This window comes from Chitinophaga oryzae (assembly GCF_012516375.2).
In the GTDB taxonomy this organism is placed as follows: Bacteria; Bacteroidota; Bacteroidia; order Chitinophagales; family Chitinophagaceae; genus Chitinophaga; species Chitinophaga oryzae.
In genome coordinates this window covers 2366088-2384597 of sequence record NZ_CP051204.2, presented here as the reverse complement: position 1 = coordinate 2384597, position 18510 = coordinate 2366088, and the positions used below count along the sequence as shown (strand labels likewise).

Sequence of the window (18510 nt, the reverse complement as noted above, 5' to 3'; positions counted from 1 at the left end):
CATCATCATTTATCACAAAGCTAACAGCGGCATGTGACAACAGTATGTCAGCTGGGTTGCTTTTCTTCCATTTTTGCCAGGATGTGGCGGTCCACGTAAAAAGTCCCGAACGGGATCATGCAGGCCAGCAACACTTTCCAGGTGGTGGTGCGGAAGGCCCACTTATAGGCGATCCCCACGCTGATGGTGTTCACGACAAAAAAAACGAACAGTAGTCCGTGTACCGGCCCTATCGCTTTTACCAGCGCCGGGTTCTGCGCGAAATACTTCATGGGTACGGCTATACCGACGAGCAACAACAAAGAGATCCCTTCCAGCAGGCCTAACAGCCGGAGCCTGCCCAATTGTGTGGTGAAAAATCTGATCATAACTAAAACATTCGGATATATGGCCGGTGGGCCAGTGGAGAAAAAGGCCAGGGTATGGCCGCCATTATCAGTAAGAGCGCCAGCAAAAACCAGAAGGTCATAGTCCTGAATTTCCGTGCGTCAGCCGCCTGCCGTTTGGCCGCAGCACTGCCTATCGTGAGCAGGATGACGGCCACCGTCATCAGCAGCACATGTATCCAGCCGAAAAAACGGAATTCAAAAGGCATAGACGCCTCTTTGGCATGCGCCCGGAAATAAGCGGTCAGCGGGCTTTGAAAATAAAGGACATAGCCGATCAGCAGCTGTATATGCGCGATGGTGGCGGTGAGATGCCGTACCAGGTTGTCCTGGCGGGTGAAGGCCCTGCGGCCCGCCCATCCGGCCACGCCCCTTCCGATGGCATATACAAGACCTGTCAGCAGTAACCAGCGGGTAACGCTGTGCAAAAACAAAAGCATGGAATACATGCTGCAAAATTCAGGAGGAATGCAGCGGTCCGTTAGGACAGATAAAGCATGTTTCAGGACTTTTCAATCCTGCTTCGGAATTCCGTTGGCGTGACACCTTCATACTTTTTAAACAGCCGGGCGAAGTAGGAAGCATCTTCTATCCCTACCGCCAGCGCCACTTCGCTGACAGTCATTTCTTTCTGCGACAATAACATTTTGGCTTCCAGTACCGTCGCTTCCGCGATCCAGCGGGTAGGCGTTTTGCCGGTCACGGCTTTGACCGTTTTATTGAGATGATTGGGCGTGATATGTAATGCCGCTGCCAGATCTGCCACCAGCCGCCATCGGGGCATGCCACCGAAAAGCAGGTCCTGGAAACGGTTCGTGAGCTGCAGCGCCGCCGTGCCCTCCGGCCGCTGTAAGGGGCGGCAAACAGCATTCACTTCGCTCAGTAAGGTGATCAGATAAGTTTGAATGATCTCAGCACGCTGAATACCCTGCTGCCGGTATTCGTAGTACAAACGCTCCAGCAGCTGCCGGATAAAACCGGCCGTCCGGCTATCGGGGCGCACGGCAGGATGGCCCCAGCTGCGCAGGCATTCAAAATCTTTCAGCAACATACTGCTGAGAAAACGGCCCATCAGCATGTCGTCATGAAAACCATACAGGTAACCTTTGTTTACCTGTCCCCCGTTAAAAGAAAACAATTGCCCGGCAGCCACAAACAGCAGTTCATTTTCAAAGATGGTGTGTGTTTCGCTGCCCACTTTCATGAACGCGCTGCCTTCGGTCAGAAAGAGGCAGAAATGCATGGCCGATCTCGAAGCCGGCACCTTGCCTTTCACATGCGGATACATGTCCTCCAGCTTCACGATAAAAAATTTTTCCCGCCCTCCGCTGAATACCGATTGCCTGTCCATTCCCGGCATAAAGGCCGCTGTAAAGGCTGCGGGGTCATCTATACTGATGGTTTTTTCCGGCATCGTCCAACAGGTATTAAATTATTTACATACTTTAGTACTCAGGTAGACGTTTATATACCACACATATTTTATGAAGAAGTATTTTATTTACCTGTTGCCTGTATGCATGACCATTGCCTGTGCTGACCGAAATAACCAACAAGGGAAGACCGACACCACCACAGCTACTGTCAACACCGCACCAACTGCCGCCGGTAACGCGCAAACACCATCAGCAGCCGGCAACGAGACCGATGCTGCGCCCGGCTGGGCAGATTCACTGATCCTGGCGTATGCGCAGGAAACCAGTAATGAACTGATCCGCTATGCGGTGAAAGACAAAACACTCGAATGGATGCTGGACCGTACCGAAGAAACAGATTCGGCGGTGTACCTGATTTACCATCTCGGTCATCACATGGAGGAACCGGACCATTCCGATCCCCGCTTCGTCACCGATGGCTGGGTGTATATCAACAAAGCGACAAGAAAACTTTACGAATACGATCTGCCGGCAGACAGCCTCATTCCCTGGCAGAAAAAATAATTAACGCAATGATGGTGGAGGAAGCAACTCCACGGGTTCTTCCTTCACCACTGCTATCAACGCGTGTATCAGCCCCTTCACCTTTCCCAGTGTATCCGCATCCGTTATCACCCCTTCCTGGTCCAGCTTCGTTCTCACCGCGGAAATCACCAGCTGCGCAGCCACAGCAATCTTCGATTCTATTATCAGCAACGTGCCCAGTAACGATGCATGGGCTTTGACGCCTGAAGTGCCGGCTGTAATCAGCGCGACCGGTTTTTTGGAAAACTCCATGGAAGACACCGTCCAGTCGATCGCATTTTTCAATGTGCCAGGCACACCGATGGCATACTCCGGGGAGCAGATCAGTACCGCGTCAGCGGCACGCAGCCTTTCCCGGAAGGCCGTCACCTCCGCCGGCGGCTGGTCCTGGTCAAGGTCAGGATTAAAATGCGGGATACCGGTCAGCCCTTCGAACAATTGCACATCTGCCACATCTGCCGCCAAAACGGCAATGGCCTGTATCAGCTGGTGGTTGGAGGATTGCTGCCGGGTGCTGCCGGAAATAGCGAGCAACTGTATTTTTTTTGCCATGCGGTCGATTCTTTTTTTACCGCCTAAAAATACGAAACCCCGGCTGCATACAACCGGGGTCAGATTATTTTATGCTGTTCGCTTCAAATGCTGCATCGCTGCGATTATATCCAGCATCAGTTCTTCACTGGCGAATACATCATGCATCCACGGGTCTACTGACTCGAACAAGTAATACTGCCCTACCCGGTACAAACGGGAATAACCGTCTGCATCGGCCAGCTTCCGCAGCAGCTCTACCTTCCGTCCGGTTGTTACCTGCGGCAACGCCAGCGGGTACAGGCGGCGGACATCGTCTTCTGTCCAGCCTTCTCCCAGCATAGACTGCAATGAGGGTGCATCGAGCAGCCCGGCCTCGCGGAGGCAATCTCCTTCAAAGTTCATGAACGCTTATTTTATCTTCACTACAAAAAGTTGCGGAGACACATCTCCCGGGCGAAGCCCTGATAAATTGATCACAAAATCCTTCCCCTCCTGTTGTCCTTTGATTGATTTGCTGCAACCCAGAATGCTACAGGTGGCATTCCCGGGAGCGGTATAGTTACGGATGCGCAGTTGTTGTTCAAAACGTGGCACTATGCAATATAACGCATCTTTTGTTGTAGTGAAAAACATTTCTATATGTGCGTGCGCGGCAGAAGGCTGAACCATCTCAGCGATATTATAACCGGACATGTAGCTGGCTTCCTTCACCTCCGGCCGCTTGCCGCTGCTCCATTGACGGGTTTCTTTCCATGCTTTGGTTTCGTAGATGGCCTCCCCGTTTACTTTCAGCCAGGCGCCCATGTCCAGCAAACGTTGCTGCATGATCACGGGAATACGGCCGTCTGCCGTGGGACCAATATCCAGCAATAAATTACCGCCGCGGGACACGATGTCTGTCAGCAATAACAACAGGTCGTTGCTCTTTTTGTAATCGTCGGCCGTCTCCATCCTGTTGTAACCATACGACTGCCCGATGCCCTGGCTCTCCTCCCATACCACGCCCGGTTGCATGCCGCTGCCGTACTCCGATGTCAGGTAGGTGGCGCCGTTGTTTTTGCCCCGCGTATTGCTGCCCCAGCGGTCATCCACTGCTACTTCGTCCTTCACCGGCGATTCGTTGTACAACCACGCCAGCAATTCCGTACTGTGCCAGGCAGTGTCCGACATCTCCCATTCCCCGTCAGAAAAAATAACGGAAGGCTTGTAGCGGGTCACCAGGTCTTTGAACTGCGGCATCATCACTTCTTTCACATATCGTTGTTTATCTGATTTATACAACGGGTTGAACCATTCATACAAAGAATAATAATATCCCATGCGTAAGCCCGCCTTGCGCACCGCCGCCGTCAGGTCGCCCAGCAAATCGCGTTTAGGCGTCCCCGTTACAGCATTCCACGGCCGGCCCCAGGAGGCGTCGGCCTGTTTATTATCCCACAAACAATATCCTTCGTGATGTTTGGAAGTCAGCACCACATAACGCGCGCCGGAACGTTTGAATACATCGGCCCACTGCGCCGGATCAAATAACGAAGCGGTAAATTGTTTTTCCAGCTGCTGGTAAGGCACATCACGCCCGTATTGCTGGTCGTGGAAAGCCCGTACTTTCGCATGGCTCCCTTCTTTCGTGCCGTCGAGATTGTACCAGTACCATTCGGAATAACCGCCCGGCCCTACCACGGCAAAAGAAGGTACGGCGTAAACGCCCCAATGGATAAAGATACCGAACTTGGCCTCGTTAAACCAGGCAGGGATGCCCCGCTTGTTGAGGGAGTTCCAGTCAGCCGTATATTTTTGCGCAAAGAGTGTGGAAAAACAGCATAGCATCAAGGCCATGCCTGATAGCATTTTCTTCATGAATAATGGAATTTTAGCAGTAACGTGAAATCCGTAGCTTACCGGCACTAAATATATAAAGCACGCGGGCTAATTCCAAATGTGCTAATGATGGTACGCTCTTACAACACTTCGCTGGCGCTGGTGTTATCCAAATAAATAAGGGCGTCATAGGCATCCGGTAATATGTTGTATTCAAATTGTGCGTTGCCGCCATCCATCGCCATCGATCCGATACTTCGTAAACGGGCATAGCGTAACAACCACGATACAGGCTCCTCCTGCAACTGCCGCTTACGGATGTCAAGGATAAAATTACCTATGCCGCTGGCCTGCGCATACCCTTCAAAAGAACGGGGTACCGGCGGCGCCAGCACATTATCCCGCTTTATCTCACCTTTTTTAATGGCGGTATAAGATCCTTTGGCCGTACCAAAACCGATCACCACCATCTGTTTTTTGAATGTTTTATCGAGATGGCCGCCCATCAGGGCGGGATGCCTGCTGACATGACCATTATGCGCCCACAGTACTATTTTCTGACCGGGATAGCGTTTGGCCAGCCATTCAATATTTTCCGCCATGGCCTTGTCGCGGATATTAAAACTGCTACCATACTGGGTAGCGAGCAAAAAATACTGTTGCAATACCACCAGGTTACGCGCCTGCCACTCCACGATGCTGTCACCGGCCTGTTGCGTGTAACGACGCTGGTTCTTCTTCAGCAGATCACCTGCCTGCTCCAGCCACTCCTTTAAGCGCACTTTATCTTCGCGGCTAAAGGCCTGATCAGCGCCGGCCGTTTTTAACCTGTCACAATACCGCACCACCGAATCCATGAGCGGTTTAAGTTCAGCGGCATACTGTGCGGCAAACTGTAAAAGGTTATCACAGGCGCCTTTGCTGTACTGCATATCAAAACCGGTAAACTGCACCATCTTATCCGGATGCGCGATATTATAGGCACGCATCCATTTCGCCATCTCCAGCACTTCCCTGGTATGCCAGGTCCAGAAATACAGCGCATCCAGCCCTTTCTCCGCGGTACCTTTACCATACAACACATACTCATTCATGATGCTGGCTTCCGGCAGGTTAGCTTCTATCGCAAAAATCCGGAATCCCATTTCCGTTACCAGGAACTCCAGCAGCCGGTGTTTCACCCGGAATACTTCGCCCGAACCATGTGTACATTCTCCCAATGCCACTATGCGCGCATTGCCGATCAATGGTTTCAGCCCCTGCAAATCATCACCGCCATGACCGGCATCCACTGCCTTTAACGGCATGGCATGGGTCTTCAGCCAATTCATTTCTGCTGTTTTGGCCGCTATATCTTCCGCCGGGATCAACTGCGCATTTTTACCATCCACAAACAAGGTCAGGCTGTCGATCCATACCCTGCCTTTTCCCGTCAGCAATCCGCCTAAAGAAATCTGTGTGGCGTTCCCGTCGAGCTTTAATACGATTTCGTAGGGTGTCCATGGCGTAGTACCTTTAATACCGCGCTGCTGCATATTATCGAAAGCAGCGGTGCCGTCCACCCGCATCCACAATCCTGCCCAGCCGCCTTCTACAGCTTCTGTACGGACATACCCGCGCAGCTTTATCGTTTTGCCGTAAAAATCCACCGGCACCGTGTAAGCAGCTATGCCAGGCGTTTGCGCGCGACTGCTGTCTTTCGTTAACCGGATGGCATACCGCCCGGAATACACCATGGTACTGTCCGTCGATACGCGGCTGTCACTTTCCGGTGTGGTAAATGCTGTCCAGCCGGCGGGCAACGCCGTGCGCACATCGGTTGTTTCCATGCCGAGGTTGTAACGTTGCTGCGCGCGCAACAGAGAAGGGGTTAATATCAACAGTAAAAGCAAGATTTTCTTCATAGCGGAATAACAGCTCTTGGTACCACTAATTTAACCGTCAGCCATCACAAAAAATATTCAATTGTCTTTTTTTAACCGACAGGACAATTTGATTCTAATGTTATTTTAATGTTTAGCTACCCCTGCGGCACCGTTTTTGTGGCCTGCGCGCCTATGTGGAATGATATATTAGAAAAAACGGACCATTTGCCCAACATCCTGTGGGACCTGATGTTGGTGGGCATTTCAGTAATTGCGGGATGGCTGATCAAGTTTCTGCTATCGCTCTTCCTGCGCAGGACAACGGTAAAAGAAGGAGACTTTTCACTGATACACAGCGTGCTCTTTCATCTGGGGAAAGCTTTCAATTATTTTCTGCCCCTGCTCATCCTCAACATGCTGATGCCGCTCATGCGGGTGCCCGCAAAAGACGAAGTGCTGCTGAACCGCATCGTGGAAATCGCTTTAACGCTCTCTTTCGCCGCGTTGATGATCGGCGCTGTCAAAGTACTGGAGGATTATGTATACCATACGTATGACCTCAAAAAAGCCAACAACCTGAAAGAGCGGAAAATCCGCACCCAGCTGCAGTTTGTACGCAAACTGGCTATTTCGGTAATACTGGTGCTCACCGCCTGTGCTATCCTGCTGAGCTTTGACAGCCTGCGGAAGTTAGGAGCAGGACTCCTGACCGGTGTAGGCGTTGGCGGTATCATCATCGGTTTTGCCGCACAGAAATCGCTCGGTAACCTGCTCGCCGGTTTCCAGATAGCCTTTACACAACCTATCCGTATCGACGACGTATTGGTGGTGGAAGGAGAATGGGGACGTGTGGAAGAAATTACCCTTACCTATGTGGTGCTCAACATCTGGGATCAGCGCAAGCTCATCCTGCCGATTAATTATTTTATAGAGAAACCTTTCCAGAACTGGACACGCACCGGCTCCGAAATACTGGGCACCGCTTTCTTTTATCTCGACTACACCGCGCCTGTCGATAAAATAAGGGATGCTTTTAACCGGCTGTTGCAAGCATCTCCTTTGTGGGACAGACGCGCCAGCGCATTGCAGATAACGAACACGACTGAACGGACCATCGAAGTAAGAACGCTCATGAGCGCCGCCACTTCCGGCAATGCCTTTGACCTGCGCTGCTACATCCGCGAAGAACTGGTGAAATATATCCGGGAAAATCATCCTGAATGTTTACCGAAAACAAGAGCCATCGTCTCGCAAAGCAGCTAAGATCTTAGCGCTCTTACCACTCGCTAAGATCTTAGCTTGCTTTGCGAGATAATTTTACGAAGGATGCCCACCGCCTGTTCCAGTTCCGATGGATTGGACGACGCGAACCCCAGCCGGGTATGATTCAGTTTGACGCCGGGGCCGTCGAAGGTATGCCCGTCGTAAAAGTACAGCCCCTGCTGCAGGGCTTTCTCCGCCAGCGTTTTCAGGTTAATACGGGGATCGAAGCCGGTCCATACCGCAAGGCCGCCTACCGGCACCTGGAAATGCACATCGTCGCCCAGTTCGGAGCGCAGCAGTTCGCAAAAGATGTCTCTGCGCTCCCGGTACAGGCGCAGCGATTTGCGCAGGTGCCGGTGGATAACGCCGCTCTGCAACAACGCCGCAAATGCATTCTCCAGCATCAGGTCTCCCTGGCGGTCTACAATACGCCGCAGCTTCGCCAGGTAGTTGATCACGTTCTCCGACCCAACAAGATAGCCTACACGAAAAGCCGGGGAAATGGCTTTGGTGAACGACCCTCCGTACATCACCATACCGGCCTTGTCTGCGCTGGCCAGCGGCGCCAGCGGTTTGCTCAGATAATGAAAATCGTAGTCATAATCATCTTCAAAAATAATGAAGCCGTATTTTTCGGATAGGCGTAACAGTTGTAAACGCCTGTCAGTCCGTAATACGACCGTCGTGGGATAGTGGTGATGCGGTGTCACATACACCATGCGTACTTTTTTCTGCTGGCAGATACGTTCCAGCGCATCGGTGTCCATCCCGTGTTCGTCTACCGGCACGGTATGCAGCTGGGCGCCGGCCTGCCTGAAGTTAGCCGCTGCGCCGGCCCATGACATGCTGGCGCTCACCACATGGTCGCCTTTGCCTACCAGCCCGGTCGCTACCAGGAAGAATCCCATAATGGTGCCTCTGACGATCAGGATATTTTCAGCGGTGGTATTGAGCCCGCGGGTTTCATTGAGATATTCGGACAGCTCCTGCCGCAGGCGGGAAGCGCCGGTAGTGTCACCGTAGCCCAGGCGCACATAGGGATTACCATTCAGCAGCTGGCTGCGGTAATTACGCGTCAGCTCATCCAGCGGGGCGAGGCGGGCGTCAGGAAAACCGTCGTCCAGGTGCAGCTGGCTGTAGGCCTTCATCACGGGGCGGTTAAGGTGCTCGGGCACCGTGAAAGAGAAACCTGCCGTCCGTAGCGGATTGAAAGTGGCCTCCTCGTTGGCCGTCAGCGTCTGTAGTTCTGTTTTAGGGAGATGACGGGCTACGAAAGTGCCGCTGCCGGTATGGCTTTCCAGCCAGCCCTGCGCCAGCAGTTCGTCATAGGCGCGTACGACCGTCTTGCGGTGCAGCTGCAGTTTTTCAGCCATCTCACGGCTGCTGGGCAACCGCTGGCCAGCATGGAGGGGGCCGGTCCGGATGAATCCCATCAATTGATTCGCCAGTTGCAGGTATACTGGTTGCTTGTCATCCCTGTCTAATTGCAACAGGGAGAAAATTGGACTACTCATTTTATCTGAATCGGATGATAACACCGAGCCAATAAAGGTACAACTTTGTAAAAAATTACAACGACATGCAACCTATTCCCCCACATCTCACCCCCAGCCGCTATCCCAAAAGGGCCTCCTACGACCGGGACGCTATCTATGCCATCCTGGACGAGGCTCTTGTGTGTACGGTCAGTTTTACGCTTGACAATAAACCATTTGCTATTCCGACCGGCTTTGTACGCCATGAGGACAAAATATATATCCACGGTTCCGTGGGCAGCCATTTCATCCGCGAAATAGAAAAGGGACTACCGGTATGCATCACCGTTACCCTGCTGGATGCTATCGTAGTCTCCAAGTCCGCTTTCAACCATTCGATGAACTACCGCTCCGTCATCCTGTTTGCCACCCCTGAAAAAATAGAAGACCCGCAGCAGAAAACCGAGGCCTTCCGCTGGCTTACGGAGAAGTTTGTCCCCAACAGCTGGGATTACCTCCAGCCGGTCAAAGAGAGCGAAGTCCGGAAAACGACCATCCTGGCCTTTTCTCTCGAAGAAGCCTCCGCTAAGATACGCACCGGCATGCCCGGCGAAGATGAATACAAAGACCTGCCCGTCTGGTCCGGTATCATCCCGCTGGAAACACGGCGCCTGACACCGGTGACAGAAGCGCTCAGCGAAGGAATACCGTTGCCTCCGCATTTGTTGTAATAGCACATACCCCTGATTCCCCTGCTAACGAAGATCAAAGCGAAGATGAATACGATGACTCAACAGCCGAATGAAACAACCGATCAATGATAGTCCTGCGCTGATCTTCGCTATCAGGGGAATCAACCACAGCTCCGGGCTTCAGCCCGGGGCTAATTATAATTTGCGGGATGCGGATATAATAGATATCTTGTAGGATATCAGAACTATCACTGCCGCCCATGAACAATATCTCGCTGTTGCAGAGTATCAGCGGGCTGCTGGCTGGTATCGCACTGATTGTGATATTGACCGCACGCTTCCGGATACACGCTTTCTTCGCCCTATTGCTGGCCGGACTCCTGGCCGGACTTATTTTCCAGCTACCGCTGACGGATATACTCACTACTATCAAAACCGGGTTCGGACAAATCATCGGTTCTCTCGGCCTGCTGATTATTCTCGGTACTACGCTGGGACTCATTCTCGAACACACCGGCAGCACTACGGTGCTGGCCGCCTATGTGCTGCGGCAAACCGGCACGGGCCGTTCCCCGCTGGCGCTCAATATCATCGGCTACGTGGTAGGCATGCCTATTTTCTGCGACTCCGGGTTTATTGTGCTCAGTGGCCTGAACAAAGCGCTGGCATGGCGTTCCGGCGTATCCATGGTCATCATGGCCTCTTCGCTGGCCACCGGCCTGTATGCCGTACATTGTATGATGCCGCCGCATCCGGGCATTACGGCCGCCACCGGCGTTATCCAGGCCGATATGGGGCGCGTGATGTTATACGGCCTGCTCATTGCCCTCCCGGCTTCTTTCTGCGGATATGCGTGGTCGTTATATGCCGGCCGGCGGCTGCCCGCCGTTGCACCCGCTGCTATGGAGACCGACACCACGCCGGACACGCTCCCCTCCGTCCGGATGTCTGTTCTGCCTATTGCCGTGCCCATTCTGCTGATCGCCCTGCGTTCATTTTTTACGCTCGGACAAACAACCCTTTCTCTTCCGCTGCAACTGCTGAACCTTGCAGGCACGCCAGAGATCGCCATTACCATTGGTATCGCACTGGCGCTGTTGGGCATGCGTAAAAGTCAGGGTGACGGTTTCCGCAAAATACTACAGGAGGGCGCAGAGAAAGCCGCCGGTATCCTCGTGATCATCGGCGGTGGCGGCGCATTTGGCGCCATTCTCGCGAAAGCAGGCATCGGTGCGCACATTGCCGGCAACCCGGCCATAACGGGCACGGGCATACTGTTACCTTTCATCGTCACCGCCATCCTCAAGACCGCCCAGGGCTCTTCTACCGTGGCGATCATCACCGCCGCCTCTATCATTCATCCGTTATTGCCTGCCCTCGGACTGCATACGCCCGACGGCTCCATACTCTGTGTACTGGCTATGGGCGCCGGTTCCATGATGGTATCCCACACCAACGACGCCTACTTCTGGGTGATCTCCCGCTTCTCCGGCCTGGAAGTAAAAGACATGCTGCGCGTGTATACGATAGCCACGCTGGTAATGGGTATTGTTGCCATGTTATGCGTGTACCTGCTGTCACGGCTCATATTATGATATCGTAAAAGATGGATGAATGGTTATAATCTGATAAAAATGATGAGTATTTTTCGCCCTGACACAAACTAACCAGCGACACATTTAAACAATTTCCACTCATGGACACTCGGAGGGAATTCCTGAAAAAATCGTTATTGTTATCCGGAGCGGCCGGCTTCTCCACTATCATGCCGGCATCTATTCAACGGGCACTCGCGATAGACCCGACACCAGGCAGCACCTGGCTCGATGCGGAACATATCGTCATCCTCATGCAGGAAAACCGCTCTTTTGACCACTGCTTCGGCACGCTGCAAGGCGTCAGAGGTTTCCGCGATCCACGCGCCATCCCACTGCCCGATCTGAAACCGGTATGGTTCCAGACCGACGAAAAAGGCGACACCTATGCGCCTTTCCGGCTCGATATCAAAGACACGAAGATCACGTGGATGGGTTCCCTGCCGCATTCCCGCGCCAGCCAGGTAGATGCATACAACGCAGGCAAACACGATCAATGGCTGCTCGCCAAAAAACCGGGCAACAAACAATATGCACACATGCCGCTCACCATGGGGTATTTCACCCGGGAAGACCTTCCCTTCAACTACGCCATGGCAGACGCTTTCACCATATGCGACCAACACTTTTGCTCCGGCATGACCAGCACCACGCCCAACCGCTCCTTCTTCTGGACAGGCAAAATCGATAGCCAGGAAAACGGTCGCACCAAACAAAATATCCGCAACGACGACTTCGCCTACGGCAAGCAGACCTGGAAAACATTCCCTGAACTGCTGACAGAAAACAATATCCCCTGGAAATTCTACCAGAACGATCTTAGCTGCGGCGGCGGCTTCAAAGGCGAAGAAAGAGCATGGCTGGCAAATTTCGGCTGCAACCTCCTCGAATTCTTCGAAGCCTATCACGTAAAATTCTCTTCCCGCTATATCCAGACCCTGCTCAAACAGGTGGAAACCCTGCCGGAAGAAATCAATAAACTGCAGGTAGCTTCGCCTTCTTCCGATGCAGCAGCAGAGAAAATACGCACCGAAGTGGCGAAAAAACAGGAAGTGCTGGACAACGCCACCAAAGAGCTGGCCAAATGGAACAAAGAAAGTTTCGAACAACTGACAGCGCAACAGAAAGAACTTTACAACAACGCATTTGTGATCAACAGCGGCGATCCCAACTTCCGCAGCGTCACTACCTTCCGGTACACCGATGATGGGCAGGACCGCAAGGTCACCGTCCCCGCAGGCGATATCCTGCACCAGTTCCGCCAGGACGTGCGCAATGGCAAACTACCCACGGTGTCCTGGCTCAGCGGTCCGCAGAATTTCTCCGACCACCCCAGCGCCCCCTGGTACGGCGCCTGGTACGTGTCTGAAATCATGGACATCCTCACCGGCAACCCGGAGGTATGGAAAAAAACCATCTTCATCGTTACCTACGATGAAAATGACGGCTACTACGACCACGTGCCTCCCTTCTCCATCCCCGATGAAAACAAGCCCGGTACCGGCAAAGTATCTGCCGGCATTGATACGGAAGTGGAACATGTGCGGCTGGAAAATGAACTGGCGCAGGGCATCCATAAAAAGCAGGCCAGGGAAGCCCCTGTCGGCCTCGGCTTCCGCGTTCCGATGCTCATCGCCTCCCCGTGGAGCCGCGGTGGCAAAGTGTGCTCACAGGTGTTCGATCACACGTCTACCCTGCAGTTTTTGGAAACATTTGTGAACCGCAAATACAAAAAACAGGTACACCTGGATAATATCAGCCAGTGGAGACGCACTATCTGCGGCGATCTCACCGCTGCCTTCAGCACTTTTACGCCTAAGAAAGAAAAACTGCCATTCCTGGAAAAAGAAAAATTCGTGCAGGAAATCTATAACGCGCAGTTCAAAACCATCCCCGGCGGCTTTAAAAAGCTTTCGGCAGATGACCTCACGCAGGTCACCGGCAAAACCACGCCGGCACGGCTGCTGGCGCCGCAGGAAAAAGGCGTACGCCCCTCTCCCGGCCTGCCTTATGAACTGTACGCCGATATCGACTGTCTGCCCGGAAGCGGGCAGGTGAAAGCCAGCTTCGCGGCGGGCAACAAAGTATTCGGTGCGGCGGCCGCAGGCTCACCCTTCACCGTCATCGCCCCGGTAACCTATAAAGACGATAAAGGCAACACCGACAAGTGCCGCAACTGGTCCTTCGCCGTGAAAGCGGGCGACCAGCTTCACTACGAATGGCCACTGGAAGCGTTTGAAAACAACCGCTACCACCTGCAGCTGCACGGCCCCAATGGCTTCTTCCGCGAAGCCACCGGCAATACGGAAGACCCGGGCATCACTACTACGTGTACCTATGAACGAAACAAGTCTTCCCAAAAGCTGACAGGCAACGTATTGCTCTCCGTGGCCAACAGCGGCCGCAAACCGCTGCACATCACCATCCGGGACAATGCTTACGGCAACAAGGCCATCACCCGTACCGTGGCAAATGAACAGTCCGCACAGATCACCCTGCCGTTGCAGTCCAGCCACGGATGGTACGATTTCACTGTGCTGGCCGAAGGTCACGCCCAATACGCACGGAGGTACGCCGGACGCGTGGAAACAGGCGCAGAAAGCATTACTGACCCCTATATGGGAAAAATTTCCTGATAGTTTATGGAATCCGGGCTGCTGATGACATCATACTTTAAAAAGCGCGCATGAAGTTTTGTTTTTTAATACTTTCCACGATGTTCAGCCTCTTCACCTCCGGCCAGCAGCCCGGTTCCTCCTTTCCCGCCCTCACCCGCCATGATTCCATCGGCAAGGGCATCCTGCAAATCAGTTTCGGAGAAAAAATCCCCCTGTATGCCAACGCTACAGATAAAACGCCTTTCGATACCCTCGTCATCCGGCAAAAGAAAGACGGCAGCTATGCCTTTCTGACAAAAGTGCTTAAAAACCGCTTCGAGCCCTATCGCCTGAGCGAAGGCGATACCTACGAAACAGGCCGCGCCAATATCCAAAGGGGACTGGTCCACTTTCCGGCGAAAATGCAGCTCCGCGTAGTGGAAGCTACTTCAACACACTTCCGGGTAGTCATCAACGAAAAAGAAAAACTCACCTGTTATATACATCGCCAACCCGGATATACGCTGTATAACACCCTCCGGGAAAAAGAGTCCTCCAAAGGCGGACATAAACCCCGCTGGTACCTGTACGAGACATGGGAACACCTGCTGCAGCGGGTATATCTTATCGAAATAAAAAAGGGAATACCCCTCTTTGAATCACCGGACGGCCACCGGATACCTTATCCTAAACGGGAAGATAGCTGTGAAGAGTGTTTCCGTGTGGGGGAAGTACGGGGAGCATGGGCGCAGTTGCTGGACAGGAATGACTATCAACTCAAAAAGAAACCTTATGGCTGGGTGAAGTGGCACAATGGCACCGCCATGTACATTACCTACATGGAATTCGGCTACGAGTAAATAAAACCCCGAAGCAGGCACGATACCTGCCCCGGGGCAGGGCGCTACACATTCATCATTACAGGAGCGCCTTTTTTCTTTTTGCTGGCATCGGCAGCCTCCATAAAGGCCATCATTTCAATCGTCTCCTGCGGGTCCACCGGCGCTACGCCGGTTTCGAAGAAGGAAGCGATCTGCAAGACCAACGGCTGGTATGAGCTGAAATCACCGATGGGCATAATACCTTTCTCGCCAAAAGCATGACCGCCGAAACCGTATGGCCCTTTGATCACGCCACGCAGCGTACCGATACGGCCATCGGCCCAAACGCCGGTCACCTGGTCCATATCCGCGGAAGTGGTACGGGTTACCTTACGGCAACCGGGGCCCATCAGGGCAAACAGCATCTCCACGCCGTGGATACCATACCAGAACAAGTCGGGATGCGTTTTTTCCGTGGGCGACGGCGTATACACATCCGCGCCGGCCACCTTGCCGATCTTGCCCTGTTTCACCTGCTGAATGCTGTCAATAAAACGTAAGGCGGAAGAAGAGAACACTGGCACCTTGTATTTTTCGGCTGCCTTAAAAATAGCTTTGGTATCTGCCAGGGAAGCGGCTATCGGCTTATCGATAAACACCCTTTTGCCTGCTTTGAACACCGGGAGCGCCTGCTCCAGGTGTACGCGCCCGTCATTGGACTCCAGCAGCACCACATCCACTTTCTCCAGCAACGCTGCGATAGAGTCCACGATCTCCACGCCCAGCTCCTTTACTTTGGCGAGATTGCCCGGCACCATCTCCAGGCTGGAGGCAATGTCTTTGCTTCCCTGCGGATAAGCCGCCACCACTTTAAAACCGTGGTACGCCGGGTCTGCATCCGGTGCGTTGAACATTTTGGTGAACTCCACACTGTGCGAAGTGTCCAGCCCGATAATGCCTATCCGTTTGCCTGCTGCGCGCGTGCCGGCAAACAGGGAGCCGGCCCGGCCAACCAGGCCGAGCCCCACACCCGTTATTGCCGCTGTTCTGAGAAATTTCCTGCGATCGTATGCGGTCATAATTTTTTCTGTTTGAGGATTAACGGGTCACTTCAATGATCTTCCCGCTTTGTTTTTCTTTTAATATCAACTTGGTACTGCCGAAGTGCGTCTTTTCTTCCTTGATCAGGTAATGATGCTCATCATAATCCACCAGCGAAGCGCCTTTGGCAACGCCTTCCAGGCCACGCCATATGTCCAGTTTCACCGGCTCCCACAGCTTGCTCGCCGCGCTCCTGTAAGCAGCGTCCAGGATAGCGTTCACCACATAACCGTCGTAAAAAGATTCCCGCGGCGCCTTGTTTTGTTCGATAGCGTTGAACATATCGGCGAACATATGATTATACCCCAGGTCATTCAGTTCATCTCCTACGGGAAACAACCAGCCGGTGTTGCTTTCTGCTTTCTCTGCCACATAATCCGCTCCCTTGCCGGTGGTGAACATATCAAAACCGGTACGCAGGAAATTGTTGAGCCAGATGGTCCCTTCGGTGCCCATCACTTCATCGCGGAGGTCCAGGCCGCCGCGGAAAGTCCAGCTCACCTCAAACTGGCCAATGGCGCCGTTTTCATACCGTACCAGCGCAATGGCATGATCTTCCGCATCGATGGGTTTCACCTGCGTATCTGCCCAGCACATCACCTCCACCGGCCTGATGTCTTTACCGATAAAGCTGCGGGAGATCTCCACACAGTGACAACCCAGGTCGAGGATGCAACCGCCGCCGGCCTGCTCTTTGTCCCAGAACCATTCGCTATGCGGACCGGGATGCGTTTCCCTGGACTTAGCCCAGAGGATACGGCCCAGCGCACCGGCCTGTACGCTCTGCAACGCCTTGGAAAATTTAGGCGTGTATACCAGGTCTTCCATATAACCGTGGAAGATGCCCGCCGCTTCTACCGCCAGCAACATCCTTTTGGCTTCTTCCGCGTTACGTCCCAGCGGCTTGGTGCATATCACCGCCTTCTTTGCCTTGCAGCAGGCCATCACAGCCGCTTCATGCAGGTTGTTAGGCAAAGCGATACACACCACGTCCACCTCCGGGTGGTTGATTGCATCTTCCATCACCGTGGTCCAGTGGGGCGTGTCGTAGTCTGCAGCAAATTTCTGCGCACTCTCTTCCCGGCGCGAATAAATGCTGACGATCCTGTCTTTACTGCGCTGGCTATGGATAGAATCGGCATAAAACCGGCCGATAAAACCACTGCCCAGCATGGCAATTTTTCTTCCCATATAAAAATGTTTTATAGTTTTTGTTGATCATCGTCCCGGAATAAAAAAACAAACAACAGCAGGAATACCCCGGTAATACCTGCAGGCACCAGCCAGATCGTCTGCCAGTCGTAAGTAGCGCCGGCGGGGGTAACATGACTGAAGCGCCGCGCCACAAATCCCGACACATAAGACCCCACCAGCATACCAATGCCATAGGTGGCCAGCGTGATCAGCCCCTGTGCGGCGCTCCTTACCGCCTCTCCCGCTTTCCTGTCAGTATAGATCTGCCCGGTCACAAAAAAGAAATCATAACACATGCCATGCAGCACAATACCGCCATACAGCATCCAGGCGCCGGCGCCGCTGTCGCCATAGGCAAACAGCACATAGCGCAGGATCCAACAGGCCATCCCCAATACCAGCATCCGCTTTACGCCCATGCGCACAAACAGTAACGGCATCAGCAACAGGAACAGAAACTCCGACACCTGTCCCAGCGTCATCTTCCCGGCAGCATTGCTCATGCCGCTGCCGTTGAGGAAGGCATTGGTAAAACTGTAGTAGAAAGCCAGTGGCACACATACCGCGATAGCGGTGATAAAAAACAACCAGTAAGACCGGCTCTTAAACAATACCAGCGCATCCAGTCCCAGCACGTCGGACAGCTGCACCTTCTTCTTCACCGGCGGCGTGTCGGGCAGGAAAAAGCTGTATACCCCCAGCAGCAAAGAACTGGCCGCTGCGATATGAAAAGTCAGCGCAGAAGCTTCCACTTTTGCAAACCCTATCAGCAGTCCGGCAGCGATCCATCCTACGGTGCCGAATACACGTACCGAAGGAAACTCCCTCCCGCTATCGGTCATCTGCCGGAAAGAGATAGCATTGGCCAGCGACATCGTAGGCATATACAACAACGTATACAGCAATATCAGCCACCAGAAACTGCCAAAGTCCTGTACACTGCCGGTCAGGTAAAGCGTTACCGCGCCTGCCAGATGCAGCACGCCCAGCACCTTCTGCGCCGCAAAAAAACGGTCGGCGATCAACCCCACAAAAAACGGGGAGATAATGGCCGCAATGGAGAGGTTGGCATACGCCGCCCCTACCTGCACCGCATCGGCCTTCAACGCAGTGATCAGGTAAGTGCCCATGGTGACATACCAGGCGCCCCAGGTGAAGTACTCCAATAACATCAGGACAGACAGCCGTAGCCGTACGGAAAAGGACAT

17 protein-coding genes are annotated in these 18510 nt (G+C 53.3%); 6 read left to right on the top strand and 11 right to left on the bottom strand.

Going from position 1 to position 18510, the window contains the following annotated elements:
* Positions 1-47 precede the first annotated feature (47 nt).
* Genes HF324_RS09925 through HF324_RS09915 form a run of 3 tightly spaced genes read right to left on the bottom strand, consistent with a single transcriptional unit; the run spans position 48 to position 1800 of the window.
* A complete protein-coding gene (locus HF324_RS09925; RefSeq protein ID WP_168859689.1) occupies positions 48-368 on the bottom strand; it encodes a DUF3817 domain-containing protein in 321 nt (106 codons plus the stop codon).
* A gap of 2 nt (positions 369-370) precedes the next feature.
* Positions 371-835, bottom strand: a complete 465-nt coding sequence (locus tag HF324_RS09920) for a hypothetical protein (RefSeq protein ID WP_168802325.1) — start codon at positions 833-835, stop codon at positions 371-373.
* Positions 836-888: 53 nt separating this feature from the next.
* Positions 889-1800 (bottom strand): helix-turn-helix domain-containing protein, encoded by a 912-nt coding sequence (locus HF324_RS09915; RefSeq protein ID WP_168802324.1) that lies wholly within the window; start codon positions 1798-1800, stop codon positions 889-891.
* A gap of 70 nt (positions 1801-1870) precedes the next feature.
* Between HF324_RS09915 and HF324_RS09910 the strand changes: the two genes are divergently transcribed.
* Complete coding sequence (locus tag HF324_RS09910) at positions 1871-2326, top strand: hypothetical protein (RefSeq protein ID WP_168802323.1); 456 nt, start codon at positions 1871-1873, stop codon at positions 2324-2326.
* Here HF324_RS09910 and HF324_RS09905 read toward each other — a convergent pair whose 3' ends face one another.
* The 4 genes from HF324_RS09905 to HF324_RS09890 form a co-directional block, all read right to left on the bottom strand.
* Positions 2327-2899, bottom strand: coding sequence for an NADPH-dependent FMN reductase (locus HF324_RS09905; RefSeq protein WP_193114989.1), 573 nt, complete (start codon positions 2897-2899; stop codon positions 2327-2329).
* Between the two features lie 69 nt (positions 2900-2968).
* The gene (locus tag HF324_RS09900) at positions 2969-3283 is read right to left on the bottom strand and encodes a hypothetical protein (protein ID WP_168802322.1); all 315 of its coding nucleotides are present in this window, start codon (positions 3281-3283) and stop codon (positions 2969-2971) included.
* Between the two features lie 6 nt (positions 3284-3289).
* Positions 3290-4738, bottom strand: coding sequence for an alpha-L-fucosidase (locus HF324_RS09895; RefSeq protein ID WP_168859688.1), 1449 nt, complete (start codon positions 4736-4738; stop codon positions 3290-3292).
* A 101-nt stretch (positions 4739-4839) separates the two neighbouring features.
* Positions 4840-6603 (bottom strand): erythromycin esterase family protein, encoded by a 1764-nt coding sequence (locus HF324_RS09890; RefSeq protein ID WP_168859687.1) that lies wholly within the window; start codon positions 6601-6603, stop codon positions 4840-4842.
* A gap of 186 nt (positions 6604-6789) precedes the next feature.
* Between HF324_RS09890 and HF324_RS09885 the strand changes: the two genes are divergently transcribed.
* Positions 6790-7827, top strand: coding sequence for a mechanosensitive ion channel family protein (locus tag HF324_RS09885; RefSeq protein WP_220100710.1), 1038 nt, complete (start codon positions 6790-6792; stop codon positions 7825-7827).
* Positions 7828-7850: 23 nt separating this feature from the next.
* On the opposite strand, the gene HF324_RS09880 is transcribed toward HF324_RS09885, so the two are convergent.
* Entirely contained in the window at positions 7851-9341 is a 1491-nt protein-coding gene (locus tag HF324_RS09880; protein ID WP_168802319.1) for an aminotransferase-like domain-containing protein, read from the bottom strand.
* Positions 9342-9406: 65 nt separating this feature from the next.
* On the opposite strand from HF324_RS09880, the gene HF324_RS09875 reads away from it, so the two are divergent.
* From HF324_RS09875 to HF324_RS09860, 4 genes are all read left to right on the top strand, one after another.
* Positions 9407-10033: a pyridoxamine 5'-phosphate oxidase family protein gene (locus tag HF324_RS09875; RefSeq protein ID WP_168802318.1), complete on the top strand. Its 627-nt coding sequence runs from the start codon at positions 9407-9409 to the stop codon at positions 10031-10033.
* A 221-nt stretch (positions 10034-10254) separates the two neighbouring features.
* Positions 10255-11589 (top strand): GntP family permease, encoded by a 1335-nt coding sequence (locus HF324_RS09870; protein ID WP_168802317.1) that lies wholly within the window; start codon positions 10255-10257, stop codon positions 11587-11589.
* A gap of 101 nt (positions 11590-11690) precedes the next feature.
* On the top strand, positions 11691-14225 hold the full coding sequence (locus tag HF324_RS09865; RefSeq protein WP_168859686.1) for a phosphocholine-specific phospholipase C: 2535 nt from the start codon (positions 11691-11693) through the stop codon (positions 14223-14225).
* Positions 14226-14275: 50 nt separating this feature from the next.
* Positions 14276-15046 carry a hypothetical protein gene (locus HF324_RS09860; RefSeq protein ID WP_168859685.1) on the top strand — a complete coding sequence of 257 codons (771 nt, stop codon included), beginning with the start codon at positions 14276-14278 and terminating at the stop codon, positions 15044-15046.
* A 44-nt stretch (positions 15047-15090) separates the two neighbouring features.
* On the opposite strand, the gene HF324_RS09855 is transcribed toward HF324_RS09860, so the two are convergent.
* Genes HF324_RS09855 through HF324_RS09845 form a run of 3 tightly spaced genes read right to left on the bottom strand, consistent with a single transcriptional unit; the run spans position 15091 to position 18510 of the window.
* Positions 15091-16086 carry a Gfo/Idh/MocA family protein gene (locus HF324_RS09855; protein ID WP_168859684.1) on the bottom strand — a complete coding sequence of 332 codons (996 nt, stop codon included), beginning with the start codon at positions 16084-16086 and terminating at the stop codon, positions 15091-15093.
* 19 nt (positions 16087-16105) lie between these two features.
* The gene (locus HF324_RS09850; RefSeq protein WP_168802313.1) at positions 16106-17299 is read right to left on the bottom strand and encodes a Gfo/Idh/MocA family protein; all 1194 of its coding nucleotides are present in this window, start codon (positions 17297-17299) and stop codon (positions 16106-16108) included.
* A gap of 11 nt (positions 17300-17310) precedes the next feature.
* A complete protein-coding gene (locus HF324_RS09845; protein ID WP_168802312.1) occupies positions 17311-18510 on the bottom strand; it encodes a nucleoside permease in 1200 nt (399 codons plus the stop codon).